The 26,811-nt window shown below is 66.1% G+C and carries 27 protein-coding genes; 10 read left to right on the top strand and 17 right to left on the bottom strand.

Annotation, left to right across the window (positions count from 1 at the left end):
- Positions 1 to 70: 70 nt before the first annotated feature.
- From FBY33_RS04320 to rraA, 3 genes are all read right to left on the bottom strand, one after another.
- The gene (locus tag FBY33_RS04320) at positions 71 to 1,507 is read right to left on the bottom strand and encodes a sugar porter family MFS transporter (RefSeq protein ID WP_142029454.1); all 1,437 of its coding nucleotides are present in this window, start codon (positions 1,505 to 1,507) and stop codon (positions 71 to 73) included.
- Between the two features lie 201 nt (positions 1,508 to 1,708).
- Positions 1,709 to 3,373 carry an MDR family MFS transporter gene (locus FBY33_RS04315; protein ID WP_142029453.1) on the bottom strand — a complete coding sequence of 555 codons (1,665 nt, stop codon included), beginning with the start codon at positions 3,371 to 3,373 and terminating at the stop codon, positions 1,709 to 1,711.
- A gap of 97 nt (positions 3,374 to 3,470) precedes the next feature.
- The gene (rraA, locus tag FBY33_RS04310) at positions 3,471 to 3,968 is read right to left on the bottom strand and encodes a ribonuclease E activity regulator RraA (protein ID WP_142029452.1); all 498 of its coding nucleotides are present in this window, start codon (positions 3,966 to 3,968) and stop codon (positions 3,471 to 3,473) included.
- 119 nt (positions 3,969 to 4,087) lie between these two features.
- Here rraA and FBY33_RS04305 point away from each other — a divergent pair, with 119 nt between their 5' ends.
- From FBY33_RS04305 to FBY33_RS04280, 6 genes are all read left to right on the top strand, one after another.
- Positions 4,088 to 5,371: an MFS transporter gene (locus FBY33_RS04305; RefSeq protein WP_142029451.1), complete on the top strand. Its 1,284-nt coding sequence runs from the start codon at positions 4,088 to 4,090 to the stop codon at positions 5,369 to 5,371.
- 138 nt (positions 5,372 to 5,509) lie between these two features.
- Complete coding sequence (locus FBY33_RS04300) at positions 5,510 to 6,118, top strand: TetR/AcrR family transcriptional regulator (RefSeq protein WP_142029450.1); 609 nt, start codon at positions 5,510 to 5,512, stop codon at positions 6,116 to 6,118.
- A gap of 286 nt (positions 6,119 to 6,404) precedes the next feature.
- Positions 6,405 to 7,604 carry an NAD(P)-dependent malic enzyme gene (locus FBY33_RS04295; RefSeq protein ID WP_142029449.1) on the top strand — a complete coding sequence of 400 codons (1,200 nt, stop codon included), beginning with the start codon at positions 6,405 to 6,407 and terminating at the stop codon, positions 7,602 to 7,604.
- Between the two features lie 93 nt (positions 7,605 to 7,697).
- Positions 7,698 to 8,201, top strand: coding sequence for a DUF456 domain-containing protein (locus tag FBY33_RS04290; protein ID WP_142029448.1), 504 nt, complete (start codon positions 7,698 to 7,700; stop codon positions 8,199 to 8,201).
- A 43-nt stretch (positions 8,202 to 8,244) separates the two neighbouring features.
- Positions 8,245 to 8,628 carry a nuclear transport factor 2 family protein gene (locus FBY33_RS04285; RefSeq protein WP_142029447.1) on the top strand — a complete coding sequence of 128 codons (384 nt, stop codon included), beginning with the start codon at positions 8,245 to 8,247 and terminating at the stop codon, positions 8,626 to 8,628.
- 9 nt (positions 8,629 to 8,637) lie between these two features.
- On the top strand, positions 8,638 to 9,615 hold the full coding sequence (locus FBY33_RS04280) for a hypothetical protein (protein WP_142029446.1): 978 nt from the start codon (positions 8,638 to 8,640) through the stop codon (positions 9,613 to 9,615).
- A gap of 12 nt (positions 9,616 to 9,627) precedes the next feature.
- Here FBY33_RS04280 and FBY33_RS04275 read toward each other — a convergent pair whose 3' ends face one another.
- Positions 9,628 to 10,272 carry a LysE family translocator gene (locus FBY33_RS04275; protein ID WP_142029445.1) on the bottom strand — a complete coding sequence of 215 codons (645 nt, stop codon included), beginning with the start codon at positions 10,270 to 10,272 and terminating at the stop codon, positions 9,628 to 9,630.
- Between the two features lie 107 nt (positions 10,273 to 10,379).
- On the opposite strand from FBY33_RS04275, the gene FBY33_RS04270 reads away from it, so the two are divergent.
- Positions 10,380 to 10,835, top strand: coding sequence for an Lrp/AsnC family transcriptional regulator (locus FBY33_RS04270; protein ID WP_056335603.1), 456 nt, complete (start codon positions 10,380 to 10,382; stop codon positions 10,833 to 10,835).
- Positions 10,836 to 10,852: 17 nt separating this feature from the next.
- On the opposite strand, the gene FBY33_RS04265 is transcribed toward FBY33_RS04270, so the two are convergent.
- From FBY33_RS04265 to FBY33_RS04255, 3 genes are all read right to left on the bottom strand, one after another.
- Positions 10,853 to 11,515 carry a hypothetical protein gene (locus FBY33_RS04265; protein WP_142029444.1) on the bottom strand — a complete coding sequence of 221 codons (663 nt, stop codon included), beginning with the start codon at positions 11,513 to 11,515 and terminating at the stop codon, positions 10,853 to 10,855.
- Positions 11,512 to 12,987, bottom strand: coding sequence for a WXG100 family type VII secretion target (locus tag FBY33_RS04260; protein WP_142029443.1), 1,476 nt, complete (start codon positions 12,985 to 12,987; stop codon positions 11,512 to 11,514). The genes FBY33_RS04265 and FBY33_RS04260 overlap by 4 nt, the downstream gene beginning before the upstream one ends.
- Positions 12,988 to 13,087: 100 nt before the next feature.
- On the bottom strand, positions 13,088 to 13,564 hold the full coding sequence (locus FBY33_RS04255; protein WP_142029442.1) for an Lrp/AsnC family transcriptional regulator: 477 nt from the start codon (positions 13,562 to 13,564) through the stop codon (positions 13,088 to 13,090).
- 318 nt (positions 13,565 to 13,882) lie between these two features.
- Between FBY33_RS04255 and gluQRS the strand changes: the two genes are divergently transcribed.
- Together gluQRS and FBY33_RS04245 are read left to right on the top strand one after the other, a co-directional pair.
- The gene (gene gluQRS / locus FBY33_RS04250; protein WP_142029441.1) at positions 13,883 to 14,782 is read left to right on the top strand and encodes a tRNA glutamyl-Q(34) synthetase GluQRS; all 900 of its coding nucleotides are present in this window, start codon (positions 13,883 to 13,885) and stop codon (positions 14,780 to 14,782) included.
- Positions 14,783 to 14,791: 9 nt separating this feature from the next.
- The gene (locus tag FBY33_RS04245) at positions 14,792 to 15,415 is read left to right on the top strand and encodes an HD domain-containing protein (protein WP_142029440.1); all 624 of its coding nucleotides are present in this window, start codon (positions 14,792 to 14,794) and stop codon (positions 15,413 to 15,415) included.
- On the opposite strand, the gene FBY33_RS04240 is transcribed toward FBY33_RS04245, so the two are convergent.
- From FBY33_RS04240 to FBY33_RS04230, 3 genes are all read right to left on the bottom strand, one after another.
- Positions 15,382 to 15,930, bottom strand: coding sequence for a flavodoxin domain-containing protein (locus tag FBY33_RS04240; RefSeq protein ID WP_142029439.1), 549 nt, complete (start codon positions 15,928 to 15,930; stop codon positions 15,382 to 15,384). The genes FBY33_RS04245 and FBY33_RS04240 overlap by 34 nt on opposite strands.
- A 78-nt stretch (positions 15,931 to 16,008) precedes the next feature.
- Positions 16,009 to 17,325, bottom strand: a complete 1,317-nt coding sequence (locus FBY33_RS04235; RefSeq protein WP_056335586.1) for an ATP-binding protein — start codon at positions 17,323 to 17,325, stop codon at positions 16,009 to 16,011.
- Between the two features lie 140 nt (positions 17,326 to 17,465).
- The gene (locus FBY33_RS04230) at positions 17,466 to 18,413 is read right to left on the bottom strand and encodes an L-lactate dehydrogenase (protein WP_142029438.1); all 948 of its coding nucleotides are present in this window, start codon (positions 18,411 to 18,413) and stop codon (positions 17,466 to 17,468) included.
- Between the two features lie 90 nt (positions 18,414 to 18,503).
- Here FBY33_RS04230 and ggt point away from each other — a divergent pair, with 90 nt between their 5' ends.
- Positions 18,504 to 20,339, top strand: coding sequence for a gamma-glutamyltransferase (gene ggt / locus FBY33_RS04225; protein WP_142029437.1), 1,836 nt, complete (start codon positions 18,504 to 18,506; stop codon positions 20,337 to 20,339).
- A 103-nt stretch (positions 20,340 to 20,442) separates the two neighbouring features.
- On the opposite strand, the gene FBY33_RS04220 is transcribed toward ggt, so the two are convergent.
- The 7 genes from FBY33_RS04220 to FBY33_RS04195 all read right to left on the bottom strand — a co-directional run bounded on the left by FBY33_RS04220 (position 20,443) and on the right by FBY33_RS04195 (position 26,772).
- Positions 20,443 to 21,957 carry an amino acid permease gene (locus tag FBY33_RS04220; RefSeq protein WP_142029436.1) on the bottom strand — a complete coding sequence of 505 codons (1,515 nt, stop codon included), beginning with the start codon at positions 21,955 to 21,957 and terminating at the stop codon, positions 20,443 to 20,445.
- Between the two features lie 26 nt (positions 21,958 to 21,983).
- Positions 21,984 to 23,417, bottom strand: coding sequence for an aspartate ammonia-lyase (locus FBY33_RS04215; protein WP_142029435.1), 1,434 nt, complete (start codon positions 23,415 to 23,417; stop codon positions 21,984 to 21,986).
- 8 nt (positions 23,418 to 23,425) lie between these two features.
- Entirely contained in the window at positions 23,426 to 24,490 is a 1,065-nt protein-coding gene (locus FBY33_RS04210; protein WP_142029434.1) for an asparaginase, read from the bottom strand.
- Between the two features lie 30 nt (positions 24,491 to 24,520).
- Positions 24,521 to 25,228: a FadR/GntR family transcriptional regulator gene (locus FBY33_RS04205; protein ID WP_142029433.1), complete on the bottom strand. Its 708-nt coding sequence runs from the start codon at positions 25,226 to 25,228 to the stop codon at positions 24,521 to 24,523.
- 43 nt (positions 25,229 to 25,271) lie between these two features.
- Positions 25,272 to 25,907, bottom strand: coding sequence for a DedA family protein (locus FBY33_RS04200; protein ID WP_142029432.1), 636 nt, complete (start codon positions 25,905 to 25,907; stop codon positions 25,272 to 25,274).
- Between the two features lie 10 nt (positions 25,908 to 25,917).
- Positions 25,918 to 26,073 carry a hypothetical protein gene (locus FBY33_RS20315; protein WP_160141938.1) on the bottom strand — a complete coding sequence of 52 codons (156 nt, stop codon included), beginning with the start codon at positions 26,071 to 26,073 and terminating at the stop codon, positions 25,918 to 25,920.
- A gap of 81 nt (positions 26,074 to 26,154) precedes the next feature.
- A complete protein-coding gene (locus FBY33_RS04195) occupies positions 26,155 to 26,772 on the bottom strand; it encodes a uracil-DNA glycosylase (protein ID WP_142029431.1) in 618 nt (205 codons plus the stop codon).
- Positions 26,773 to 26,811 lie beyond the last annotated feature (39 nt).

The following is a 26,811-nucleotide window of genomic DNA, read 5'->3' as shown; positions in this document are numbered from 1 at the left end:
CATCCAAACAAACAAACCCTCCATCATGTGATGGAGGGTTTGTTGTTTTCCTGCGGAAGCTGATGGGGCGTTACTTGGCGGAACCCTTGGGGACGAAGAGCGTCTCTGCCTGCTCCAGGGACATGCCGTTGGTCTCCGGCACCTTGAACATGACGAAGAAGAAGGACGCGGCCGCGAACAGCGCGTACATGGCATAGGTCAGCGGCAGCGAGGCTGCAGCCATGACCGGGAAGCTGAGGGTGATCGCGAAGTTGGCCACCCACTGTGCCGCCGCGGCCAGGCCCAGGGCGCGGGCACGGATCCTGGACGGGAAGATCTCGCCCAGGAGCACCCACACCAGCGGCCCCCAGGACGCGCCGAAGCTGACCACGAAGATGTTCGCGGCCACCAGGGCCACGGGACCCCACGCGCCCGGCAGGCTGATGTCCTCGCCGCTGCCCGTTGCAGAGGAAAAGGCCACGGCCATGGCGCCCAGGGACACGGCCATGCCCACGGATCCGGCCAGCAGGATGGGCCGGCGGCCCACCCGGTCCACCAGGGCGATGGCCACCAGGGTCACCAGGATGTTGGTGATGGAGGTTGCCACCGAGATGGCCAGGGAATCCTTCTCCTGGAACCCCACTGCCTTCCAGAGGGTGGTGGAGTAGTAGAAGATCACGTTGATGCCCACGAACTGCTGCAGGACCGACAGCGTGATGCCCACCCAGACCACAGCCTGGAGGCCGAACGTCCTGCCGCGGAGGGACCCCTTCTGGCCGGCCAGCTTGTCTTCCTCGATGGCTTCGCGGATTTCCCGGATATGGCGGTCGGCATCCTCGGAGGGCGCGATGGACTCGAAGACCTTCCGGGCCTGGTCCTCCTTGCCCTGGAACACCAGGAACCGCGGGGACTCGGGCAGGGTGAAGGCAACCCAGCCGTAAACGACGGCCGGGACGGCGGCGGCCAGGAACATCCAGCGCCATGATTCAATGCCCAGCCAGAAGGCCTGGTCCGCGCCGCCGGCACTGGTGGCCAGGAGCGCGTCGGACAGCAGCGCGGCGAAGATACCCGTGGTGATGGCCAGCTGCTGCAGCGACGCCAGCCGGCCGCGCACCTTCCGCGGCGAAATCTCGGAGATGTAGGCAGGGGCGATGACAGACGCCAGCCCGATGCCCAGCCCGCCCACCAGGCGCCAGAAAATCAGGTCCCACACGCCGAAGCAAAAGCCGGTGCCCACGGCGCTGACCAGGAACAGCAGGGCGCCCAGCTTCATGGCCGGGATGCGGCCGTACCGGTCCGCAACCTTGCCGGCCAGGAAGGCGCCGGCCGCGCAGCCCAGCAGGGCGATGGCCACAGCGAAGCCCGTGACGGCCTCCGAGAGCGCAAACTCTTCCTTCATGGCGTCCACGGCGCCGTTGACCACTGATGAGTCGAAGCCGAAGAGGAATCCGCCCACCGCCCCCGCGAGCGCCAGCCAGATCACCCGCCGCGGTATCCCGGTTGTGGTCTGCTCCTGTGCAGTGGGCATGGTTCTCCCTGGGTTTGGGGGGTTTATGGATGCGGTGCGGACGTCGTCGGCTGCGGTACCGGCCAGAGGGGGCCGGCGCACACGCGCTAAACAGTGTGGCACGTCACCGCCCGAGGTTCCACTTGGCGCCTGTTGCCCCTTAAACGCAGGACGACGACGGCGGGCCGTGCCGCCGTCGTCGTCCCACCCATGCGCTGCCGGTCAGTGCGCCGGAATTTCCATGTTGTCCTTGGCCTGCGGGGATGCCTTCTGGTCGGTCAGCTTCTTGCGGGGAAGGGCAAAGCTGATGAGGAACGCCAGGCCGGTGAGCGCCGCCGCCGTCAGCATCACGGTGTCGATGGACGTGGCAAAGCCCTCGGTGATGGGCCGGGTCAGCGTGCTGTTGGCGGTGTGCAGCCAGCTGGTGTCATTCAGGGAGTCATTGGAGGCGCCGTTCCTGAAGAATTCATACAGCTTGGCGTTGGCGGGGTCCGACGCGACGGCAGGGTCCTTGAGGACGGCCAGGTAGGCGGGATCGGTGGCGGCGGTCTTCATGCCGTCGGCGATCCGGCTGGCGGCCAGGCTGAAGAGCATGGAGATGAAGACGGCGGTACCCACGGCGCCACCCATGGAGCGGAAGAAGGCTGCGGAGGAGGTTCCCACGCCCATGTCCCGCGGCGGCACCGAGGTCTGCATGGCCAGGGTGAGCGGCTGCATGCAGAAGCCCAGGCCCAGGCCGAAGAACACGGCGATCAGGCCGGGTACCCAGAGTTCGGTGTCCACTGCCAGCGAGAAGCCCATCACCAGGGCGGCCGCGGTCAGGATGCCGGTGCCCATGATGGGGAAGATGCGGAACGTGCCGGAGGCCGAGATGGTGCGCCCTGCCGTGATGGAGCCGAACAGAATGCCCACGGTGAAGGTGATCATCATCAGGCCGGCCTCGGTGGGGGTGAGTCCCTTGACCAGCTGGAGGTACATCGGGAGCATGGCGATGGCACCGAACATGCCGATGCCGATGATGAAGTTCAGCAGCGAGGACAGCCCGAACGTGACGTTATGGAAGAGCCGCAGGGGAATCAGGGCATAGTCGCCGGCACGCTTTTCCGCCAGCAGGAACCAGGCAATGCCCACCACGCCCAGGCCGTAGCAGAGGAAGGAGTTCAGGGAGGTCCAGCCCCAGGTGCGGCCCTGCTCAGCCACCAGGAGGAGCGGAACGATGGCTACGGTGATGGCGGCGGCGCCCCAGTAGTCGATCTTTTGCTTCAGGTGCTTCGCCGGCAGGTGCAGGAACAGGAATACCACCGTCAGGGCAGCGAGCCCAATGGGGATGTTGATGAAGAAGACCCAGCGCCAGCCATCGAAGCCCAGGATGTTCGAGGAGCCGGCGAATGCACCGCCCACCACCGGGCCCAGGACCGAGGAAATGCCGAACACGGACATGAAGTAGCCCTGGAACTTGGCCCGGTCCCTGAGCGAGACGATGTCGCCGATGATGGTCAGTGCCAGGGCCAGCAGGCCGCCGGCACCCAGGCCCTGGATGCCGCGGGCAACCGCGAGTTCGGTCATCGAGTGGACGGAGCCGGCGTACAGCGAGCCCACCAGGAAGACGACGATTGCCGTCAGGTAGAGCGGGCGGCGTCCGAAGATGTCGCTCAGCTTGCCGTACAGCGGCGTGCTGACGGTGGAGGTGATCAGGTACGCCGTGGTGGCCCACGCCTGCAGGGAGAGCCCGTCCAGGTCATTGGCGATGGTGTAGATGGAGGTGGAGACGATGGTCTGGTCAAGGGATGCCAGGAACATGCCCAGCATCAGGCCCACCATGACGGTGACAATCTGGCGTTGCGTCAGGACTTCTCCGGCGCGGGGCGCGGCAGTGGCTTTGGACATGGGTGCTCCAAGGAAAAGGAAGGATATAAGCAGCGATAGTTGCTTTCAGTAACTATCTTACTCGTTGTTTCTATTCCCCGCACTGCCGATATTCCTGCTACGGCTCCACGAGAATGCCGTCCGGGTCGCACCAGATGGTGGCTCCGGGGCGGAAAGTCACGCCGTCGATCACCACATCGACGTCAACCTCACCCGCGCCTGCCTTTTGGCTCTTCTTCGGGTTGCTGCCCAGGGCCTTGACGCCGAGGTCCAGGTCCGCGATGGCCAGCCGGTCGCGGATGGCGCCGTTGATGACGACGCCGGCCCAGCCGTTCGCCACGGCGCTTTCGGCAATCATGTCCCCCATCAGGGCCGTGCCCAGCGAGCCCCCGCCGTCCACCACCAGTACCGCCCCGTTACCGGGTGAACCGAGCGTGGACTTCACCAGGGCGTTGTCCTGGAAGCAGCGGATGGTCCGGACCGGGCCGCTGAAATGCGAGCGGCCGCCAAGGGACTGGAACTGCAGGGAAACGGACGCCAGCTGGTCGCCGCGCTCATCGTAAAGGTCGGCAGTGTTCACGGCTGAAGTGGGTCCGTTTCCTGCTGGTGTGGTCACCTGTTCTCCTCGCGTAGTGGTGGATTATGCACATATTGCACCCGCCGCAAAGCGGCCAGGTACCGCCCACGATAGTCTGATTCCACCGTCAGCCGGCCGCATCAGGGGGAGCCAAGCCAATGAGTCCGTTCAATACGCCTGCGCCGCTGGACGGCACACCGGCAGGGAAAGTCCCGGCGGCGCTCGCCGAGCCGGTGCAGAAGGTCTCCGCCCGCTGGGTGACCGGGCTGGTGCTGGTGAATGTGGGCATCAATGCGGCCTTTTTCGGGCCCATCAACGTGTTCATCGGCCAGCAGGCCATCAGTATCGATGCGCCGTCCAAGGAAGCCATCCTCTCGCTGGTCACTGCCTGCGGCGCGGCGGTTTCGCTGGTGGCCAACCCGCTCTTCGGTGCCCTCTCGGACCGGACCACCTCGCGGTTCGGCCGGCGCGCCCCATGGGTGCTGGCCGGGGCAGTCCTCGCCACGGCGGCGCTTCTGGCCATGTCCTTCTCGGCGGCGGTGTCCCTGATGGTCCTTTTCTGGTGTCTGGTGCAGTTGGGTGCCAACGCCGCCTACGCAGCCATCACCGCGGCCGTCCCGGACCGGGTGCCCCTCATCCAGCGCGGGGGAGTGGGCGGCCTCGCGGCCATGGGCCAGACCCTTGGGATCCTTGCGGGGGCCGTCTTCGGCGCGGTGGTGTCAGGGAACTTCCTGGTGGGCTACTGGCTGTGTGCGGGGGCCCTGCTGCTGTCCGTGCTGCCGTACCTGTTCCACCGGGATGATCCGCCGCTGCCGGCGGGGGCAGCCGGCAGGTTCCGGATGGGCCGCTTCCTGCGGGGCTTCTGGATCAGCCCGCGGCGCCACCAGGACTTCGCCTGGGCCTGGCTCACCCGCTTCCTGGTCAATGTGGGAAACCAGCTCACCATCGTCTACCTGCTCTTCTTCCTGCGGGACGTCATCGGGCATGAGGATCCCGCCACGGGGGTGCTGGTCCTGACGGGTATCTACGCGGTGATGGTGATGATCACTGCGGTGCTGGCCGGACCGTGGAGTGACCGGGTGGGCAGGCGGAAACCGTTCGTCATCGGCTCCTCCGCCACCATCGCCATGGCCGGCGCCATCATGGCGTTCTTTCCGGTCTGGCCCGGCGCGCTCGCCGGCGCCGCCGTCCTGGGCATCGGCTTTGGGGCCTACCTGGCCGTGGACTTTGCGCTGCTGACCCAGGTCCTGCCGTTCGCTGCGAGCCGGGGCAAGGACATGGGGGTCATCAATGTGGCCAACTCGCTCCCGCAGGTGGTTGCTCCGGCACTGGCGCTGCTGGCAGTGACCTACGGTGGCGGCTACCGGACATTGTTCCTCACGGCCGCGGCCATCGGGCTGCTGGGCGCGGTCTTCGTGGTGAAAATCAAGGGCGTCGACTGACCGGCCGGTGGCCCAAAACTAAGGCCGCTGACTAATTAGGGCACATTGCTGTGCCGTATAGTTGAACCCGGCTGCAGGGCGGTACGGAAGTGGGGGCGCTCCTGGCCGCAGTCCCTAAATCACAACCCCGGAATGCTGATGCCCGAGACTTTTTCAGACCATCCGCCCATGGCCGCCCGGCCTTCCGCTCCGCGCCAGCGCCTCCGCTACACCCGGATCCTGGACACCGCCGCCGGGTTCGCCCGTACGGGACTGGATGCCGTGGAACTTTCCCGGGTGGCAGAAAAAGCAGACGTCCCGCTGGGCACCCTCTACCGTTACTTTCCGTCCCCCACCCACCTGATGCTGGCGCTGTACCGCCAGCAGCTGGATGAGCTGCAGGCCGGAACCAGGGGCTCGTCCCCACGCTTCCGCGGCCGTGCACTGTCCGGGCTGCTGATGGAGATCTTCCACATGCGCGTCATGCAACCCGCCGTGGAGCAATGCCTCAGCAGGGGCGTGTACCACCCGGAAAAGGACACCACGGAACTCCTGCGTGAGATTGATGCACTCAGTGAGAAGCTCGTCGCCGGCGCCTGCGGTGACGCCGTGGGGGCGAGGGTCCTCCTCCTGACGGTCACTGGTCTGGTCCAGTCCGTGCGCAACCGACGGTTGTCCCTCTTCGAAGCCGAGGAGGACCTGAAAAAGGCGTGCGGAAGGCTGTCCCGTGCGGCAGGGGCGGGCTTCACAGTGGCCAAGTCTGCGTAACTGGTCTAGACCAAAAAGGTATTAAATACGCCATAATGCCGTGAGGTAGGTCACTAAAACGGCTGGTTAAACGTTTTGTCTCCGCTGAACCTTGTCAAGGAGGACAAAATCGCCCTTCCCGGGCTGCCTACCATGGGGGACCGGAGCGGCAGGGCGGAAACATCCCCGGCGTTCCCACGGACCCGCCACCCCTGGGTTTGCTGCCGCACTACTTTCCCCGCTTGGGCCCGGCCGGGCTCCAGCCCCATGCGCCGTGCGCCCACGGCGAGCACCAGGAGACAACGACGTGTCCATTGACGCATTCACAGCCACCGACAGTTCCGCAGCCACGGCCCTGACCGAAGACGAAATCTTCAGCGCCCACCAGGGCGGCAAGCTCTCCGTGACCAGCACTGTTCCGCTGTCCAACAAGCGGGACCTGTCCATCGCCTACACCCCCGGAGTGGCCGAGGTCAGCCGGGCCATCCACGCAAAGCCCGAACTGGCCCGCACCCTGACCTGGGCCGAGCGCCTGGTGGTCGTCGTCAGCGACGGCACTGCCGTCCTGGGCCTGGGCAACATCGGCGCCAGCGCCTCGCTGCCCGTCATGGAAGGCAAGTCCGCCCTCTTCAAGACCTTCGGCGATCTCGACTCCATCCCCCTGGTCCTCAACACCACGGACGTGGACGAGATCGTGGAAACCCTGGTCCGCCTGCGCCCCAGCTTTGGCGCCGTCAACCTCGAGGACATCTCGGCGCCGCGCTGCTTTGAGCTTGAGGAAAAGCTGATCGAAGCCCTTGACTGCCCGGTCATGCACGACGACCAGCACGGGACGGCCGTCGTTGCCCTTGCCGCGCTGACCAACGCCGCCAAGGTGACCGGCCGGGGCCTCGAAGGCCTGAAGGTGGTGGTGTCCGGCGCCGGTGCGGCGGGGATCGCCGTCGCCGAAATCCTGCTCGCAGCCGGGATCACCGACGTCGTCCTGCTCGACTCCCGCGGCGTCATCAACAGCAGCCGCAAGGACCTTGCCGCGGACCCGGCGAGCAAGAAGGCCGACATTGCCGGCCGCAGCAACCCCCGCGGCGTCACCGGCGGACCTGCCGAGGCCCTGGCCGGTGCCGACGTGTTCATCGGCGTCTCCTCCTCAAAGCTGGACGAGGCACACCTGGCCTCGATGAACCAGGACGCCATCGTGTTCGCCCTGTCCAACCCGGACCCCGAAGTCCTTCCCGAGGTGGCCGTAAAGTACGCCGCCGTGGTGGCCACCGGCCGCAGCGACTTCCCCAACCAGATCAATAATGTCCTGGCGTTCCCCGGCATCTTCCGCGGCGCCCTCGACGCCGGTGCCCGCCGCATTACGCCCGCCATGAAGCTCGCAGCAGCGCGCGCCATCGCCGGGCTCGCCGCCGAAGACCTCTCGGCCGACTACATCGTCCCCAGCCCGCTGGACCCGCGGGTGGCACCGGCGGTCACCGCCGCCGTGGCCGCGGCAGTCGAAGCGGAGTAGCGTCTTTTCGGCAAAAACCACGACGGCGGTGCCTCCTTTCCCAAAGGAGGCGCCGCCGTCGGGCATTAAGGACCGGCCCCTAGACTGGGGTCCATGAGCTCCGAGACCGTAGTGACCATCCTGTGCGGCCTGGCAATCCTGGTGGGGGTGGCCGGTACCATCATTCCCGTCCTGCCCGGCAGCGTCCTCATCGGCCTGAGCCTGCTGGCCTGGGCCATCTGGGGCGGCGCCGGGACGGCAGGGTGGGTGGTGTTCGCGGTGGCCATGATCTTTGTCGCCGCGGGGATGACCGCGGGCGCTGTCCTCACTGGCAGGAAGCTCAAGCAGCACGCCATTCCCAGCCGCAGCATCGTGGTGGCCGTTGTGGCGGGCGTGGTGGGGATGTTTATCATCCCGGTGGTGGGCCTTTTCGTTGGCTTCGCGGCCGGGCTCCTCCTCAGCGAGTACACCCGGACACGGGATTTTTCGACGGCGGCGAGGTCCAGCTGGGCTGCCCTGAAGGCCACCGGGCTGGGGATGCTGGCGGAATTCGGGCTCGCCTGCCTTGCCGCCAGCACCTGGGTGATCGGCGTGTGGATCGCCGCCGCCAACGGCTGAACCGGTTGTTGCGCGCGGGATGTTCCGCGGGTACAACCGGATAATGACCCAACTCGCTTCAGCCCGCGACTTCATCTGGTCCTGGATGGAAAAATACCAGGCTGCCTGGACCAGCAACGGCCCGGAGGACATCCGCGCCCTCTTCACCCCGGACGCGCTCTACGAGACGCGTCCCCGCGATCCCGAACCCTGGCGGGGCCAGGACGGGATCATCCAGGGCTGGCTCGCGGCACGTGACGAGCCCGCGGACTGGACGTTCACCTGGGAACTGCTGGGCTGCGAGGGGTCCACCGCCTTTGTCCAAGGCGTCACCACCTACTCGGGTGGACGCCCCATGTACGACAACCTGTGGGTCGTCACATTCGACGGATCCGGCCGCGCCAGCGCCTTTACCGAATGGTTCATGGCGAGGAAGCCGGACAATTAGCATGGAAAGATGAGCGCCGGGGACACCGCACCGATCTATTGGGACAGCCGCGACCTCACCCCTTTCGGGCAGGCGCAGCTGCGCACCCCGGTCCACGACCTGGCCGGGGGAGTGGGCGGCCTGCTGACCGGCGTCCTGGGCGGCCGCAACCCTGCCCTGCTGTCCATCGACGGCGAGGTGCCGCGGCTCAAGCGGCTGCTGCCCAAGCCCGCCAAGGTGGTCCACGAAGCCGTCTTCACCAGCCGCGAACCGGAACGCCTGATCACCCTGGCCCGTGCCTATCCTGGATGGGCCGGCCTCTGCTACCTCATGGGCGGGCTCCTGGTGTACAAGCACGGCGGCTACCTGCGTGCGTCCGAGCTCCTACAACGCGGGCTCACCACCCGGAACGACGACGAAGCCAACCGCTACTCATCGACCTACCTCACCCGGATTGTCACCCGGATCGAACTGGCCGAGCGGGTGGAGATCCCCGTCCTGTTCAGCGAAGAATCCGTGTTCCTTGCCCTGTCCCATTCACTGCGCGAGACCGGCCGCACCGAAGCCGCGCTCGACGCACTGACCGGGCTGCCGCCGTCGCTCCCCATGGCCCTGGCCCGCTGCTCCCTGGCCCTCACCTTGGGCCGAAGCCGCACCGTCATCGACTGGACGGAGGGACTGCTGAACGCGGACGACCTCTCCGCCGCCCTGCTGCTGGTCCGCGCCCGCGCCCTGCGGCGGGAAGGCCGCCTCGATGCTGCGCACCAGGCGATCGCCGAAGTCCTCCGGCGCCGCAAGACACACCTTGCGCTCCGCAACGACGCCCTGACGGACCGGGCTTTGCTCGTGCTGGAATCGGGCCGGCGGTCGCTGAACCCCCGCGACTGGGGAAAACGGCGCGAGGACCCGGAACCGCAGCGCGAGCTGGAGGCCCCCGCGCCCATCCGCAAGGACGAAGAAATGCGGCGGATCTGGGAGCAGGACTGGAAGGAACTGAACGGGGACTAGGAACCCGGCCGGCTACTGGATGTGGCTGGCTGCGAACGGCAGCAGTTGCTCGCCGAGCAGCACGGCCCCCAAAGCCACCATGATGATGCCGCTGGCAAGGGTTACTGCCCGAGCAGCACCCGGCCTGCTCTGCAGCAGTGTGCGCGAGAGCAGGGCAACCACGGTGTAGACCAGTCCTGCCAGTGCCACGAACGTCATGCCCAGCAGCCCGGACTGCACCGGCACGGGCAGGGCGGCCTCGGAGCTGACGAACTGCGGTATGAGGGCCACGTAGAAGAGCAGTCCCTTGGGGTTGATCCCGCTGGTGCCCATCCCCTGCAGGAAGGTGCGCAGCTGGGTTCCGGCGGCGCCGGCTGCGTCCGCGCTGAAGCTGGCGCCGCGCCAGGAACGGAGGGTCCCCACTCCGAGCCACAGCAGATAACCCGCACCGGCCAGGGTAATCCAGCCCAGGACGCCGGGCATGCCTGCCAGCACGGCGGCCAACCCGGCCACCAGCAGGACAGTGTGCAGGACATAACCGCCGCAAAGCCCGGCAACGGCCGGGACGAAACTGCGCTGCCGAAGGCCCGCCGCGATGGTGTAGGCCCAGTCCACTCCCGGCGTGCAGGCCAGGGCAGCGGCCACCACCAGGAAGGCCAGGAACAGCTGCGGATTCATCGGGTTTCTCCTGTCGACGGACTCTCAGGAGCAACCATAGGGAGAATCCCGCCAAAAGTGCTGTCCGGTTTTCGCCAGCCCCGCGGTGCAGGCAGTACGTTTATTGCGTGCTTGATCAAATCGACAGGAATATTTTGCGCCACCTCCAGGAGGACGGCCGGATGACTGCCACCGCGCTCGCTGCAAAGGTGGGCCTGACCGTGGCGCCGTGCCACCGGCGGTTGCGCGACCTGGAGCAATCCGGGGTGATCCGCGGCTACAAGGCGGACGTGGACCCTGCCGCCGTGGGCCTGGGGTTCGAGGCGATTGTGTTCGTCACGCTCCGCCAGGTGGACCGGCCCACCATGGAGATTTTCGAGAACCGGGTGGCGGACAACCCGAACATTGTGGAGGCGCAGCGGCTGTTTGGTTCACCTGACTACCTGCTGAAGGTGATCGCCGCGGACCTGCCCGCCTACCAGCGCTTCTACGACACCGAGCTGACGTCCCTGCCCGGCGTGGAGCGGCTGACATCCACGCTGGTGATGAAGAACCTGAAGTCGAACGCGGGCCCGCCGGTCTAGGAGCCGGATCCGGCGGGTCAGGACGCGGGCAGGATGTGAACGATGATCACCTGCGTGTCCTTGCTGCCGTCGTAGCGAAGATCGTAGTTCACCGTGAGCCCGGTGTCTGTTCCGGGCGTGATGGAGAAATCGCTCCTGGAGGCTGGGTCCGCCTGGGTGCTGCTGATCCATTCTTCAGCCGATTCCGCGGATATCCCGTACCGCCGGACGCCATCCCGGATCAGCCCAAAGTACTCGTCTGCAGAGCTGGCGGTGAGGAAGTAGGTGACCTCGCTGAAGTCTGTACGGGTGTCCACGGTGTTGAAACGCATCCGGTCTGTTTCGGCGGTGATTTCGCCGTTGGGTGCCAGGATGCTGAGGCTGATCTTGCCCGAGCCGCGGGTGTTGATTTCAGGGCCGTAGCTGTCCTTGGTCACGCGGACGGCGTCCTTCTCCAGGCGCCCGGAGCTCATATCCAGCCGGGCAGTCCTGGTGGCGCGGATGTTTTCCACGCCGGCGGCGTCAAGGGTGGAGAAAGAGGAGGTTTTCATGGTGCTCCCTGCAGAAGGTGATGTGGCGGCAGTCGGATCGGCGGGGGCCGGGGCGGTGGCCTGGCATCCGGTCAGGACAAGGATTGGGAGGAGGGCAATGACGACGGCGGCACCGCCGCCCGGTGCGGCGGCCCGGCGTGGCGCACTCACTGGTGGACCTCCGCGTCAAACCCGTCAAGGAACCGGTCCATGATGCCCTGAATGTTGTTGGTGGGGCGGTACTGGTCCACGCGGCCGTCGAAGTCCGAGCCGATGATCTGCGCGGCGCGGTCCGGGTCCGTGGCCAGGAGGTGTTGGTAGGCGGGGAGGGTGTCCTGCCTGATGAGATTCCAGCGCTGGTCCGCATCGGCAATATTGCCGTCCGGGAAGCCGGTGGTGAAGTCGGTGCGGAACTGTGCGGGGTTGTCCCAGTTGGTGAAGGGGATGTTCTCCGGACCTGGGCTTTCCACGCTGAAGCTGAACGGGAATACTTCGGGGTAGCTCCTGGCGCCCGGGATGGAGGGTTCGCCGGCGAGCGTCACCATGTAGGTCACCGCTTCGCCGCCGGGATGGCTGCGCATGGTGTCGTAATCGTCGGCGATGATTTCGTTTTGCTCGCGGTACAGGAGTGCTGTGTTGCCCTCCCGGACCTGGCCGGGATCTCCCGAATCGATCTGCGCCCAGGCGTTGGCCGTGGCCTGGTCAATGGCGCCGGAGTCGCGAAGGCGGTTGATTTCATCGAGGCCGCCGTTCAGGTACGCCTGGTGCTGGCGGGCCTGATCCAGGAAAATTTCCTTGTTCATGTCCAGCATGCTGGTTTCATAGAACCGGATTTCACCATCCGTCATCCCTGCGAGCTGCTCCAGCTGGTCCAGGATGGGAAGGGGAATGTCGGAGGCGGGGTTGTCGGTGATCTGTTGGGCCAGCTCCCGCAGCATGGCCATGTCCCGGAATCCGCCGGCGAAGGACGGGCCGATCATGTTGGCCATCCCTGCCCACTGCAGGTCCGGATTGGCAAGGTAGGCCTGGCCGTAGAAGTCATAAACCTTGGCAATGGTCTCCCAGTTGTATTCCGTACCCTTTGACGTGTCCCAGTCAGTAGGATCAATACCCATCTCCAGCATCGCCTGCCGGTTCCAGTAAGAGTTGAGGAAGTCCTGGTACCCCCTGGAGTTCTTGCTGATCAGGCCCGAGTCCGCGGCGGCATCCATGGCGGCCTTGGCGGCGTCGGGGTTGGCCTCGGCCCACCGGCGGAATTCGTCGCTTTGCAGGTAGGCGCGCCGTTCGGCAGGGGTCATGCCGTTCAGTGTGTCTGTCAGATCCTGAGCGGAGCCGCTGCCGCCAGAGCCGCTGCCGCCAGGGCCGCCCGATCCGGTGGTGCTCGCCTTCTCCTGTTCGTCCGCGTTGGCCAGGACTGCTCTGGCGGCCGACTCCAGCCCTGCCGTTGCCGACCTCAGCAGCTTTGCGTGGGATGACGTCCACTCGCTGCGGAACCTGTCGCCGTCGCGCCCTTTCCAGAGCCCGGAACCAACGCTGCTGCTGAGCTGCTGCCCCAGGGCGTTGAGGCGGTTGGCGCCGGCGGAAAGGTCTTTGGCCAGTTGCCGCAGCTGCGCCACATCGCCGCCATAAAAGTTCCCCGCCATGTTGTCCCCCTGTTGGTCCCCCGCTGTTGGATCTCCCGCGTGCCAGCCTAGCCGGGCATCTTTCCTGCGGCGATGGGGAGAGCTGCCCTGGTGCTGCCGGCTACTCCGACTGGTCCTGCAGGAGCCCTGTGGTCCGGTATGGAATGACCTCGCGCAGGAACATGCTGGTGGACGTGCGGACGATGCCGGGGCAGAGCCGGATCTCCTCCGAGACCCGGTAGAGGTCGTCCGGGCTTTTGGCAACCACGCGGATGAGGAGATCGGTATCGCCGGCCGGTGCATGGCATTCCAGGACCTCGGGGATGTCACGCAGGGCAGCGATGGCCTCGTTCAGGTGGCTCTGGTCCAGCTCTGCGCTGACCGCAGCGGCCACCCCGCGTCCAAGTGCTGCCGGAAGCACCCGGCTGCTGTTGGGCCGGAGGGCTCCCGACGCCGTCATCCGCTCCAGCCGGCTTTGGACGGTCCCCCGGGCCAGGCCCAGCCGCTGCGCGAGCACCATGATGGGGACGCGGGGATCCTGGTCCAGGGCATTCAGGATCCGTCGGTCCGTGGCATCAAGTTCCTGCAATCTGATCATTTCCTGTCGTTCGGAACTGCAGGGATTAGTCAGACTGATCAACTGAAGTTCTGCCAGTTGTTCCAACTGTATGGTCTCTGCTGGAATAGTGGCAACAAGGACAAAAGCTACCGCTGGTCCGCGCAGGCTACAGGTTTCCCGGCACACCACCCGGCACCTGGACACAGCTTCCCGCAAGGAGGCCGCCGCTGATTGACGCTTGTTCACACCACGCTCATTCTGTAAACACGGCAAGAGCCCCTGAGCTACCGACGCCCGCACCCGGCGGAGTCATCGGTAGCTGAGGGGCTCTTGTGTGCTTCCGTCTAGGGTTGATCCATGACCTCCGCCGGCCGTTTTGCCCCCAGCCCCTCCGGTGAGCTCCATGTAGGAAACCTCCGGACTGCAATCCTTGCCTGGCTTTTCGCCCGCTCCACCGGACGCCGCTTCCTGCTGCGGGTGGAGGACCTGGACCGGGCCCGCGCAGGAGCGGAGGCGGTGCAGCTGCGCGACCTCGCGGCAGTGGGCGTCACCTGGGACGGCGACGTGGTCCGGCAAACGGACCGCGGGGCCCTCTACGCCGACGCGATCAGCCGGCTCGGACAGGCCGGCCTGACCTACGAGTGTTTCTGTACCCGCCGGGAGATCCAGGAGGCGCCGTCCGCCCCGCATGCCCCGCTGGGAGCCTATCCAGGCACGTGCCGCGACCTGGAGCCCGCGGAACTGGAGTACAAGCGAGCCGCACGTCCGGCCGCCATACGCCTGCGGGCGGACGTGCGGGAATATACGGTGCAGGATGTCCTCCATGGTGCATTTACGGCGGCGGTGGACGATTTCGTGCTGCGCCGGAACGATGGCGTCACTGCCTACAACCTTGCCGTGGTAGTGGATGATGCTGCGCAGGGCATAGACCAGGTGGTCCGTGGGGACGACCTGCTCCCCTCCACGCCGCGGCAGGCCTACCTCGCCTCGCTCCTCAGTATTCCTGTTCCGGAATATGTGCACGTTCCGTTGGTGGTGAACCGCGACGGCGTGAGGCTGGCAAAGCGTGATGGCGCAGTCACTTTGGCGGACCTCGCCCAGACCGGGGTGGCTGCCCATGAAGTGAGGGACCTGCTGCTGGAGTCCCTGGGACTGCCCGCCGGAACGCTGGACCAGGCACTGCCCTCACTTGACCCCGCACGGCTGCCGCGCAAACCCTGGGTGTGGACCGGAATGGACCGCGTCTCCGCTGGCTAAGCTTGTGGGATGTCAGACGAGCACATGCCGGACCAGGTCCGCACGCCCACGTTCACGGTGGAGACCGCCAAGGTCCTGGCCGAGGTGGCCCACAACCGGCAGAAGGACAAGCTGAAGCGGCCCTACCGGGACCATGTCCTTGCGGTCGGGGACGCCCTGGCGGACTTCGACGACGAGATCCGGATCGCCGGCTACCTTCACGACATCGCCGAGGACACGCCAATGACCCGGCAGGCGTTGCTGGACATGGGTGTCCCGGAGCGCTCCGTGGACATCATCGAGCGCGTTACCAACCGCCTGCACAGCAATCCGGACGATTATCAGTCCGGTATCCGTGAGATCGCCGAGGACCATGACGCCGCCCTGGTCAAGATCGCGGACAATGCCCACAACTCGCTGCCCGAGCGGGTCCAGGCGCTGGCGGAGAAGTGGCCGGACAAGCCGCCGGTGACCAAGTACCGGGATGCCCGGCCCGTGCTTTACGCCGCCGTGGAGGTGGACGAGGTCCGGAAGATCCTGGCGCGGGTCAACCCCTGGCTTCTGGAGGAATTCGACGCACAGCTGGACGAGGCCGACGACACCGACTACGAGAACCTTCGCTACGACGACGGCCCAGGGTTCCTGTCCACGTAGACCAGGAACTCCTCCGCAAACCGCCGCACCCCGTCCCATTCGGTGTAGATGTAGTCGCGGCCGGTATCGGTATCTGGGTTGCCGTGGCTGCTGACGATCTTCTTCATCATCATGCGCTTCAGGAATCCGTACTGGGTGTAGAGAAGGGCACCGCCGAACATCGCCACTTTGTCAGGCTGCCAGCCGGTGCTGTCCTCGAACTCCGCGACGTACTTTTCCGCATCCTCCGGATCCCCGTGGGCGGCAAGGCTGACCGAGAACAGGGCGCCCGGCAGGCTCTCAAGCCTGGACCGGTTCCGGCTGACAAAGTCGGCCACGAACCCTTCGTGCTTCCCGGCATGGACGGAGGCGCCCACAATGACGGCATCGTAGCCGTCCGGCAGGTCGTGCTCCGCGTGCTTGAGGTCCAGCGTGTCGGCCTGGTGGCCGTGGGCCTGCAGCACGTCAGAGATGTAGTCGGCGATGCGGGCCGTTTGGCCCTCCGAGGTTCCATAAGGGATCAGGATCTTTGCCATGACCACCACTCTGGCGTCCCGCAGAAACCGGGCAAAGGGGCAAAAGTCCCTGCAAAGGTCCGATGGGAAGCCGCCGAGCTAAACCCGACCCAGCGCCTCGATGTCCTCCAGGAAGTCCGCCTGCACCTCCGCGCTCACGGTGGTGCGGGTATCACCGATGGCGTCCAGGTAGTCCTGGGTGGACGGCCCCTTCCTGACCGCCGTACGGACGGAAACGTCGCCCCCGGAGGCCAGCCCGCCGTCGTCGTACACTGCCTTTTCCAACGCCCGCTGGGAAGCGCTGCGGGCGGCATACTCGATGTCCGCCGGGGAAAACCCTTCGGTGCGTTCCACCAGGAGCTCCACGTCCACGGCGTCCACCACGGCCGCGGGGATGAAGCGCTGCCACATGGCCTCGCGCGCCTGCCGGTCCGGCAGTCCGATGGGGATGACGTAGTCGAACCGGCCGTGGCGCAGGAAGGCCGAGTCCAGGGCCCGGATGAAGTTGGTGGCGCACACCAGGAGCCGGCCCGGCTGTTCACGGAACGCGGGGATGATCTTCAGCAGCTCGTTGGTGACGCCCTGCAGCGGCGATGGCGGCTCCCCGGAGCGCTGCGAGGCGATCTCCTCCACCTCGTCGATGAACACCACGGCGTGCTCCAGTTCGGCGATTTCCAGGAAGGTCTCGCGCAGCGCGCCGGCCAGGCCCTGCGGGTCGCCGGCCAGGCGGGACGGGAACACCTCCACGAACGGCCACTCCAGGCGGGAGGCGATGGCCTTGGCGAAGGTGGTCTTGCCGGTGCCGGGAGGGCCGAAAAGGACGACGGCGCGCGGCGGCACCACGCCGAATTCATCGGCGAGGTCCGCCTCGGCGAGCGGCAGCACCAGGCGCCGTTCCAACAGTTCCTTTTCCCTGCGCATGCCGGCCACGTTTTCCCAGAGGTCGCGGGCCAGGACGCGGCCGCCCAGCTGCCCCAGCGCTCCGAGTTCCTGGCGCTGGACAGGGATGGTCCGCTCGAAGTAGCGCAGGTTTTTTTTCAGGGCGAAGCCGCGGCCCAGGAAGGCCTCAACGCGGGTTTCGGACTCGGGCATCAGGGCTGAGAGCTTGTTCAGGCCGTGCGGGGCCATCCGGTTTTCGACGGCGGCGAGCAGCGAGGTGCCGATGCCCCTGCCGCGGTACTCGGGGAGGGTGGCCAGGAAGACGATCCAGCCCTGGTCGTGCGCGGCCCGGCCGACGGCGGCGCCCACCACCTGTTCGCCCTGGACGGCAACCACGGCATGGTCTTTTTCGCAGGACGCGAGGACCTCGGACAGGGCGTACACGGGTTCGACGTTGTGTGCCTTCAGGGTCTCCCACAGGTGCAGGATCCCGTCCAGGTCCGCCGAGTGGAAATCCCTGATCCGCCAGTTGGTCATGCGTTACTCCTGTTGGTTCGTCATTGAGCCAGTCGTGGTTGAGCCTGCTTGGCCATCCCAAGTGAGCATATGTGAAGCAGCTGCCGGGCGGGGTTGCAGTGGCGTTGCATGACGTTGACCGCCCGCATCCTGCAAACGGATCAGACCCCCAGCCTGTCCATCGTGTTCCGCAGGGTGTCCGCGGAATGCCGCAGGGCTGCCAGCTCGTCGTCGTCCATGGGTGTTTCCAGGACGCGGTGCACCCCGCCCCTGCCCACCACGCTGGGAAGGGACAGTGCCACCCCGGAAATCCCGTACAGTCCTGACAGCACGGTGGAAACCGGAAGGACAGCGTTGTCGTCCCTGAGCAGCGCCTCCACGATGCGGGCACCGGACAGGCCGATGGCGTAGTTCGTGGCTCCCTTGCCCGCGATGACCTTGTAGGCCGCCTGGACCACTTCCCGCGCAGTGTTGGCGAGGTATTCTGGCGTGAAGATCCGCTCCCCGGCGACCGTCCAGTCGCGGATGGGGACCGGGCCGATCGTGGCGCCGGACCACAAGGGGAACTCCGTGTCCCCGTGCTCTCCCACCATGCTGGCATGGACGCTGGTGACGGAAACCCCCGCCTCGCGGGCCAGGAGCCAGCGCAGCCGGGAGGTGTCCAGCACGGTGCCGGAGGAGAAAATCCGTTCCGGTGGCAGCCCCGAGATGCGCTGGGCAGCCACCGTCAGGACGTCGCAGGGGTTGGTCACCAGGACATAGACGGCGTCCGGGGCACGTTCAAGTAACGGCGGCATCAGCTGCTCCAGGATCCGCACATTGGTGCCGGCAAGGTCCAGCCGGCTCTGGCCGGGGTTTTGCTTGGCACCTGCCGTGATGACCACGACGTCGGCGCCTTCCGTCACGGCGATATCCCCGCCACCGGTGACGGTGGCCGACGCCGCGGCGAACTGGCTGCCATGGGCAAGGTCCAGGGCTTCGGCCTCTGCCTTGGGGGTATTGACGTCGTACAGCGCGATGCTGCTCGCCGAGCCGCGGATCAGCGCGGCGTATGCCAGCGACGTTCCGACGCTCCCGGCGCCCACCACTGCGAGCTTGGATCCTGCCATGGTGCACTCTCCCTTTCCCGAGCCGTTGAGTGTGTCCTACCCGAAGAGTAGCGTGGCCCACATCACTCAAACCCCCATATAGGAGCCACGATGCCACATATTGGACGCCGGCTCGCAGCTGTTACGGCAGCGCTGGCCATGAGCGTTACCACCGGGGCCATCAGCCCCGCCGCCGCCGATCCGCGGCAGACCGATAAGAATCCCACGGCCACCGGCTATGGCGGGGCGGTCAGTACGGTGGATCCTGAAGCGTCAGCGGCGGCCATCGAGGTCCTCCGCAAGGGCGGAAACGCGGTGGACGCAGCCGTTGCCGCGGCAGCCACGCTTGGAGTCACGGAACCCTACAGCGCAGGCATTGGCGGGGGCGGCTACTTCGTCTACTACGACGCCAAATCCCGCAAGGTCAAAACCATCGACGGGCGGGAAACGGCGCCGGCGGGGATCAAACCGGATGCGTTCATTAATCCTGCCACGAAGGAAGCCTACAAATTCACGCCCGATCTGGTCACCAGCGGCGTCTCGGTAGGCGTCCCCGGGACTCCCGCTACCTGGGAGCGCGCGCTGGAGCGTTGGGGCAGCATCAGCCTGCGCGAGGCGTTGAAGCCGGCCATCAAGGTTGCGGACCGCGGGTTCGTGGTGGATGAGACGTTCCGCAGCCAGACCAAAGACAACCAGCTGCGGTTTGAGGCGTTCACCTCCACTAAGGACCTCTACCTCCGGGACGGACAGCTCCCCGAAGTGGGCTCGGTGTTCAAGAACCATGACCTGGCCGATACCTACCGGCTGTTGGCAGACAAGGGCACGGACGCGTTCTACGACGGCCCGCTGGCCAAGGAGATCGCCCACACCGTGCAGAACCCGCCCAAGTCTCCGGACACCAAGCTTCCCGTCCCTGCGGGCTCCATGACGGAGAAGGACCTGGAGCACTACAAGGCCCTGGACCAGGACCCCACCCACGTGAACTACCGGGGCTATGACGTTTACGGCATGGCGCCGTCCAGCAGCGGCGGCACCACGGTAGGTGAGTCGCTCAACATCCTGGACGTCTTCGACCTGCCCGCACTGAAGAAGGACCAGCCGGCCGTCCTGCACCACTACCTGGAGGCCAGCGCCCTGGCCTTCGCGGACCGCGCCAAGTACGTGGGAGACCCGGCATTCGTGAAGGTGCCCACCAAAGCCCTTACCGATCCCATCTTCGGTAAGGAACGGGCCTGTGAACTCGACCCCATGCACGCAGCCGCGAAGCCGCTGAAGACGGCGGGCGATGTCACCAACTACGACGGCACCTGCCCGGTGAAACCGGCCGCGGCCGGCGATGAAAAGGACACGGAAAACATCTCCACCACCAACATGACGGTCTCGGACAAGTGGGGCAACGTGGTGGAGTACACGCTGACCATCGAGCAGACCGGCGGCTCCGGCATGGTGGTTCCCGGCCGCGGGTTCCTGCTCAACAACGAGCTCACCGACTTCTCCACCGTCTTTGACGCGGCGGACCCCAACCGGATCGAGCCCGGCAAGCGGCCGCGTTCGTCCATGTCGCCCACCATCGTGCTGGAGGACGACAAGCCGTTCCTGGCCCTGGGCTCCCCGGGCGGATCCACCATCATCACCACCGTCCTGCAGACCCTGGTGAACCGGATCGACCTGGGCATGAGCACCCCGGATGCCATCGCCGCGCCGCGTGCAGCACAGCGGAACACGGCGAAGGTGACTGCCGAGCCGGCGTTCATTGACAAGTACGGGGCCGCACTGACCTCGCGCTTCGGCCATGAGTTCACCCCGTCCGGCGACTCGTTCTCGTCCGCCTCCGAGATCGGGGCGGCCACCGCCATCGAATTCCTCGATGACGGCCGCACCCTCGCGGCAGCCGAGCCGGTGAGGCGCGGCGGCGGCTCCGCCATGGTGGTCAAGCCGTCAAAGTAGGTCACCTGGTGCGTTAAAGTCCGACGGCGGCACCCTGGTTCCCGATTACCGGAACCTGGGCGCCGCCGTCGGGCGTTTCAGCAGTTACTGCGCGTGGCGGCAGTTATTTCTTGAAGGTTTCAGCCGGTGCGTTGGCTACCACCGGTGAGGTGCCGGTGTAGCCGTCGCGGGTTTCGGCGATGTCGCGGATGCGTTGGCGGCAGGCGTACCAGCCGATGACCATGAGGATGGAGGCGATGGCGGTGACGAGCATGGTCAGGGGTGAGTCGATGAAGACCATGATGAGGACGCTGATGAGGAAGAGCAGGGAGAGGTAGCCGGTGTAGGGGGCGCCGAACATGCGGAAGGAGGGGCGGGTGACCCAGCCTTTGTCGGCCCAGCGTTTGAGTTGGATTTGGCACAGGACGATGGTGGCCCAGGTCATGATGATGCCGACGGAGGCGATGTTGAGGACGATTTCGAAGGCTTCGGCGGGGACGAGGTAGTTCAGGGGGACGCCGAGGAGGGAGACGACGGCGGTGATGGCGATGCCGCCGTAGGGGACGCCTGCTTTGTTCATGCGGGAGGCGAATTTGGGGGCGGAGCCGTTGACGGACATGGAGCGCAGGATCCGGCCGGTGGAGTAGAGCCCGGCGTTGAGGGAGGACAGGGCGGCGGTGAGGACGACGAGGTTCATGATGACGTCTACGCCCTGGACGCCGATGGAGCCGAAGAAGGTGACGAAGGGGCTGACGCCTTTTTGGTAGGAGGTGAAGGGCAGCAGCAGGGCCAGGAGGATGACGGAGCCGACGTAGAACACGGCGATGCGGAAGACCACGGAGTTGATGGCTTTGGGCATGATTTTTTCGGGGTTTTCGGTTTCGCCGGCGGCGGTGCCGACGAGTTCGATGGAGGCGTAGGCGAACAGGACGCCCTGCATGAGGATGATCATGGGCAGCAGGCCGTTGGGGAAGATCCCGCCGTTGTCGTTCAGGAGGCTGATGCCGACTGGTTGGCCGTCCACGGGGGTGCCGAAGATGACGAAGTAGGTGCCGATGATGAGGAACGCGACGAGGGCGGCGACCTTGATCAGGGCGAACCAGAATTCCATTTCGCCGAAGACTTTCACGGAGACCAGGTTCAGGGCCAGGACTACGATGAGGGCGGTCAGTGCCCAGGCCCACTGCGGGACGTCGGCCATCCAGGGGATGTAGTTGCCGAAGAAGTGCATGTAGAGGGCGGCGGCGGTGATGTCCACGATGGTGGTGGTGGCCCAGTTGATCCAGTAGAACCAGCCGGAGACGAACGCGGCTTTTTCACCGAAGAATTCCCGGGCATAGGAGACGAACGAGCCGGAGGAGGGCCGGTGCAGGACCAGTTCGCCCAGGGCGCGCAGGATCAGGAACGCGAAGAACCCGCAGACCGCGTACGCGATGACCAGGGACGGTCCCGCGGCGTTGAGCCGGCCGCCGGCGCCCAGGAACAGGCCGGTGCCGATCGCGCCGCCGATCGCGATCATCTGGATCTGCCGGGGCTTGAGGTTCTTGTGGTAACCCTTGTCCTCCGCGTGCAGGGAGGTCTCGGACGCGTGCGCGTGCCCGCCGTCAATAACGTGGTCAGGAAGGGGGGTATTTGTCATGGGAGTGTCCTTTGGGGATGTGGGGACTACTTGCTGAGGTTGGCCAGGCGTTCGGGGCTCAGGAGTTCCTGGAGCTGGGCATCGGTGAGGAGTCCGTGTTCCAGGACCAGTTCAGCCACACCCTTGCCGGTGGCAAGTGCTTCCTGCGCAATGGCAGTGGCGGTGGCATAGCCGAGGTGGGGATTCAAAGCGGTGACCAGCCCGATGGACTGCTCCACGGTGCGGCGCAGGTGTTCGGTGTTGGCGGTGATTCCACGGATGCAGCGGGCCGTAAGGGTGCGGCAGGCTGCTTCGAGGTGGGAAATGCTCTTGTGGAGGCTGTGGACGATGATTGGTTCGAAAGCGTTGAGCTGCAGCTGGCCGGCTTCGGCGGCCATGGTGATGGTGACGTCGTTGCCGATCACCTCGTAGGCCACTTGGGAGACCACTTCCGGGATCACCGGGTTGATCTTGCCGGGCATGATGGAGGATCCGGACTGGACGGCCGGGAGGTTGATCTCGCCGAAGCCGGCGCGGGGGCCGGAGGAGAGGAGGCGGAGATCATTGCAGATCTTTGACAGTTTGACCGCCACCCGCTTGAGCACGCCGGACAAGTGCACGAAGGCGCCCACGTCCTGCGTGGCTTCAATCAGGTCGACGGCGGTGACCAGCGGCAGGCCCGTGACCTCCGCCAGGTGCCGGCAGGCTGTTTCGGCGTAACCGTGCGGCGCGTTCAGGCCCGTGCCGATGGCTGTGGCGCCGAGGTTGATCTCGTGGATCAGCAGCTCGGCCTCCGCCAGGCGCAGCCGGTCTTCGCCGATGGTGACGGCGTAGCTGCCGAACTCCTGGCCCAGGGTCATGGGGACGGCGTCCTGGAGCTGGGTCCGGCCCATTTTCACCACGGTGCGGAATTCCATGGCCTTGGCATCGCAGGCGTCCTCAAGTTCCTCGAGTGCTGCCAGCAGCTCCCTGGCGGCGAAGATGGTGCCCAGCTTGACGGCCGTGGGGTACACGTCGTTGGTGGACTGGCTGAGGTTGACGTGGTCATTCGGGTGCAGCCGCGCGTAGTCGCCCTTGGGATGGCCAAGGATTTCCAGGGCACGGTTGGCGATGACCTCATTGGCGTTCATGTTCGACGACGTGCCCGCACCGCCCTGGACCACGTCCACCACAAACTGGTCGGCAAGCCGGCCGGCCAGGACGTCGTGGCAGGCCTGCTCGATCGCGTCGGCGCGTTCGGCGTCCAGCAGGCCGAGCTCCCGGTTGGTGCGGGCGGCCGCCAGTTTCACGGCGGCAAGCCCGCGGACCAGGTGCATATTGGAGGACAGCTTCTGGCCGGTGATGGGGAAGTTCTCTACGGCGCGGAGCGTATGTACGCCCCAGTACGCCTGGGCGGGCACGTCCCGGTCGCCCAGCAGGTCGTGCTCTGACCTGGTGCTGGGGGCAGACGTGGCGTCCGCGGCGGTGTCGATCATGGTCATTGAGGTCCTCACAGGGCTTCGTTGTCGGGCGTGGACTGGGTGGTGTTCAGGAAGTCAGTGGCCAGCAGCAGGCCCACCTGGTGGCCGCCGCCCAGCACGGGTGCGGTGGCGATCTCACCGAGGGGTTCGGTGTCCACGCCCAGCGCCTCCAGCAGGCGCACGGTGGCGGGCATCCGGGCGCGGTCGCCGCCGTCGGAAATCTTCACGGCCACGGCACTGCCGTCAGCCAGGCCCACCAGCTGGACGCCCTCAAAGCCGTCCTTGGCCACGGCGCCGGGCAGAAGTCGCATCAGTTCGGTGACGTCGCGGCCTTCCCCGGCCACCATGTGTGGGTGTTGCTGCATGGCGAGCCCGACGGCGGCTTCCGCGTTCGTGGGATCCAAGTCGCCGTCGTGCCGTGCGGCTGCCTGGGCGATCCGGCCAAAGGCGCGCGCCATGCCCTGGAGGGTGAGGGCGAACAACGGGGTCCCGCAGCCATCGGTGCTCACGCCGGCCGGCTCCTCGCCGGTCAGGTCAATGACGGTCCGGGCGACGAGCTGCTGCAGCGGGTGGGAGGGATCCAGGTAGCCCTGTACGGGCCAGCCGTTGATCGCACAGGTTGCGGCCATGGCGGCGTGCTTCCCGGAGCAGTTCTGGGTGATCCGGGTGGCGCGGCCGCCATTGCGCAGCCAGTCCTCGCGCTCGGTGGTGCCATAGGGGAGATCGGTGCTGTTTTCCAGGTCGGTGGTGGCCAGACCGTGCAGTTCCAGGATGCGCAGGGCGCCGTCCCGGTGCACTGCCGCGCCCGAATGGCTCGCGGCGGCCAACGCCAGGAGATCTGCAGGGAGTTCCAGGCCGGCACGGACCATGGCCACGGCCTGCAGGGGCTTGAGAGCGGAGCGGGGATAGAACGGAGTCAGCGGGTCACCTGCGGCTGCCGCCACTGAACCGTCAGCCGCAAGCGCAATCCCTGAACCATAATGGACACTTTCCAACAGGCCGTCGCGGAGGGCGGCTGCCAGCGGGATGTGCTGTGGCAGGGCCAGCTTGTCCGGGGCAGCGGTGTGGGCAGCAGAAAACACGGGGGATGGCATGGAGTCCTTGGGAGCGTTGGTTGGATTCGGCTAGCTGTTGAGGATGGATTCCAGGGCTTCGCCCACGGCTTCCAGGTGGTGGGCCATGGCGGCGCGGGCGTTTTCCGCGGAACCGGTCTCGATGGCGGCAAGGATCTGCTGGTGCTCAATATCGGAGGCGTGCTGGCGGTCAGCCACCATGTTCAGTGTCTCGGACTGGTGGGCCAATGCGTCGCGGATGTCAGCCACGACGCTCGCGAACACTTTGTTGCCACTGGCGCGCGCAATGGTGGCATGGAAGCTGGAATCCAGCGCCACCCAGGATTCCGGATCCGTTTCCGCGGCCATGGCGGCGACGATCCCGCGGAGGACGTCGAGTTCCTCCGGAGTGCGCCGCTCCGCTGCCAGGCCTGCAGCCGGGACCTCGATGTGGGGACGCGCTTCCGTCAAGTCCCGTGCGGAGTATTGCCCCAGGGTTAGGTCATTGGCCACCTTGCTGGCAATGACGAACGTGCCCTTTCCGGTCCTGGTGACCGTGAGGCCCAGGGCCGTGCAGGAGCGGAGGGCTTCCCGGATGACCGAGCGGCTGACTCCGTACTGCTGCGAGAGGGTGGACTCTGAACTGAGCTTGCTTCCCACCGGAATCGCACCGGATTCGATGTCCCCGCGGATGGCGTTGAACACCGCCTCGGCAGCGCTGAGCCGGGCAAGGGGACGGTGTGCAGGCTGTCCTGCTGTCCGGCTGTCTGACAGGTTCACGTCCTCAAATATGGCACTGGTCACAGTTGCTGTCAAGCTCTCCCTAGTCCTGCCGTTGGTTGGCGGCGCGCCGCAGCTGCCGCCGCCGTCGTGAATGGAGGTGCCAAACTATGAGCGCCGCCACGGCCACAGCAGCGATGACGACGGCGAGATCCCGGCCCACTGCCTGGGCGACGGCCTCGTAGGAGTTGCCTGCGAGGAAGCCCAGCAGGACGAAGCCGATGCCCCAGACGATGCCGCCCACGGAGTTCCAGGCGAGGAACCGGCCGTAGGGCATCCGGGACGTGCCGGCGAGGGCTGGCATGACAGCCCGGAAGAAGGCAGTGAACCGGCCAAGGAAGACAGCGGAACCGCCCTTCCGGCGGAGGAAGTCCTGCGCGTTCTCCAACCTCCCGGCGTGGCGGCGGAGCGCCTTTGACTCCAGGATGCGGGAGCCCAGATGCTTGCCCACCTCATAGCCGACGCTGTCGCCAATGATGGCGGCACCCACCACCAGGGCCATCATGATGCCCAGCTGCACCTCGCCCCGGCTGGCCACCACGCCCCCGAGGACGGCTGCTGTTTCGCCTGGGATGACGAAGCCGACAAACAATGCGTCCTCGGCAAATACCAGGCAGAAGACGGCAACGTACGCCACGATCGGGCTGACGTTCAGGAGGCCGTCGATGAAACCCGTCATGGCGGCGGCGTCAGCCCCGGGGCGCCGGGACAGGGCCGAGCTTTGCCAGGAACGGCATCCGGACCGGCAGGAAGACAGCGATGGCCAGCGCGGAAGCCAGCGCCAGCAGGGCTGCGGCCTCCGCTGGGGGTTCCGCGCCGTGGGAACGGTTGGGGTAGGGCGTCACGGTTCAGCCTGGTTCTTTCGCCGGTCAGGGTACCTACGAGTATGCGCCTGCGCGGCTGAAAGAAGGCTGGGAAAAGGTCGGCTACAGGTGCTGGATTCCTGCCCGCTGCATGGCGTCACGGTAGGTGTCAACGCTCTTGGCCAGCAGCTCTTCCTGCTTGGCTTCGGAAACAGCAAAGGCCCTGCCGCCGAGGGCGGAGGCCTTGTAGATTTTGATGCCGGCGTTCTTCAGCGATGAATGGTAGGTCTTCTCGAACAGGGTGAGGAACGTGGACGCGTCAGTCCCATGAGCAATGATCGCGGACACCCGGGAGTTGATTTTGAGGAACTGCCGGAAAGGACGCAGGCCGTCGGTCTTCTCCTGGACACTCAGGGCCGACGGGCTGCCGCTTTCACGGACCCAAGGGTAGGCATTCCACGGCATGACGTAGCGGGGATCCAGCTCAGCGAGTTCGTAGATCTGGGTGGCCCGCCGGGCAGCTTCGTCATCGTTGTTGTGGGAGACAAATCCGGACTCGGTGCCCTTGCCTGGGCTGGCCTGGAGGCTGATGATCCTGCACTCATCTTCGTCGTGGACGGGGTCGATGTAGGGGACCCTGGAACCGGGCTTCTTCTCCATGAGTTCATCGCAAAGCTGGGTTACCTTTGCGATGTTCGGTTCCTGTAGCAGGGCCTTTTTTTCGTCCCAATCAATCGTCACGATTTCTCCCTTGGCAGCGAGGCGTCCAGAATCAGGCGT

The organism is Arthrobacter sp. SLBN-112, assembly GCF_006715225.1.
Lineage (GTDB): Bacteria > Actinomycetota > Actinomycetes > Actinomycetales > Micrococcaceae > Arthrobacter.
This window is presented reverse-complemented; position numbering and strand designations above follow the sequence as displayed.